Below are 1,530 nucleotides of genomic sequence, written 5' to 3'. Positions count from 1 at the left end.
CGGTGTAGCGATCAGACCTGTTTGTAGATCACCGAGCCCTCGTCCTTGAAGCGCGCGGCCTGTTCCTGGAAGCCGGCCTCGATGGCTTTCTGCTCATCGAGCAGGCCGTTGTCCCTGGCGTAGTCGCGGACTTCCTGGGTGATCTTCATCGAGCAGAACTTCGGCCCGCACATGGAGCAGAAATGCGCGACCTTGGCCGAGTCCTTCGGCAGGGTCTCGTCGTGGAAGGCGCGGGCGGTGTCGGGGTCGAGGCCGAGGTTGAACTGGTCCTCCCAGCGGAACTCGAAGCGCGCCTTGGACAGCGCGTTGTCGCGGATCTGCGCGCCCGGATGGCCCTTGGCGAGGTCGGCGGCGTGCGCGGCGATCTTGTAGGTGATGATCCCGGTCTTCACGTCATCCTTGTTCGGCAAGCCCAGGTGCTCCTTGGGCGTCACGTAGCAGAGCATGGCGCAGCCGTACCAGCCGATCATCGCCGCGCCGATGCCCGAAGTGATGTGGTCGTAGCCGGGGGCGATGTCGGTGGTCAGCGGGCCGAGGGTGTAGAACGGCGCCTCGTCGCAGCACTCCAGCTGCTTGTCCATGTTCTCCTTGATCAGGTGCATGGGCACGTGGCCGGGGCCTTCGATCAGCACCTGGACGTCGTGCTTCCAGGCGATCCGGGTCAGCTCGCCGAGGGTTTCCAGCTCGCCGAACTGGGCGGCGTCGTTGGCGTCGGCCACCGAGCCCGGGCGCAGGCCGTCGCCCAGCGAGAAGCTGACGTCGTAGGCCTTCATGATTTCGCAGATTTCCTCGAAGTGGGTGTAGAGGAAATTCTCCTGGTGATGCGCCAGGCACCACTTGGCCATGATCGAGCCGCCGCGCGAGACGATGCCGGTGACGCGCTTGGCCGTCAGCGGCACGTAGCGCAGCAGCACGCCGGCGTGGATGGTGAAGTAGTCCACGCCCTGCTCGGCCTGTTCGATCAGGGTGTCGCGGAAGATTTCCCAGGTCAGGTCCTCGGCGACGCCGTTGACCTTCTCCAGCGCCTGGTAGATCGGCACCGTGCCGATCGGCACCGGGCTGTTGCGCAGGATCCACTCGCGGGTCTCGTGGATGTGCTTGCCGGTGGACAGGTCCATCACCGTGTCGGCGCCCCAGCGGATGCCCCAGGTGAGCTTCTCCACCTCTTCCTCGATGGAGGAGCCCAGCGCGCTGTTGCCGATGTTGCCGTTGACCTTCACCAGGAAGTTGCGGCCGATGATCATCGGCTCCAGCTCGGTGTGGTTGATGTTCGCCGGGATGATCGCGCGGCCGCGGGCCACTTCGTCGCGGACGAATTCGGCGGTGATCTCCTCAGGAATGCTGGCGCCGAAGCTCTGCCCCGGGTGCTGCGCCTTGAGCAGGCCGGCGGCGCGGGCTTCCTGCAGCTTCATGTTCTCGCGGATGGCGATGTATTCCATCTCCGGGGTGATGATGCCCTGGCGCGCGTAGTGCATCTGCGAGACGTTCTTGCCAGCCTTTGCGCGGCGCGGGGTGCGCACGTGGGCGAAG

General features: G+C 65.6%; 1 protein-coding gene. It reads right to left on the bottom strand.

Translation table 11 applies throughout. The features are described from left to right. Positions 1–11: 11 nt before the first annotated feature. Positions 12–1,530: phosphomethylpyrimidine synthase ThiC (gene thiC, locus P3W75_RS16745; RefSeq protein ID WP_276228432.1), on the bottom strand; the 1,519-nt coding region annotated here is incomplete at its 5' end.

The sequence above is a fragment of the Pseudomonas citronellolis genome, from assembly GCF_029335315.1.
GTDB classification, from domain to species: Bacteria; Pseudomonadota; Gammaproteobacteria; order Pseudomonadales; family Pseudomonadaceae; genus Pseudomonas; species Pseudomonas citronellolis_A.
This window is presented reverse-complemented; position numbering and strand designations above follow the sequence as displayed.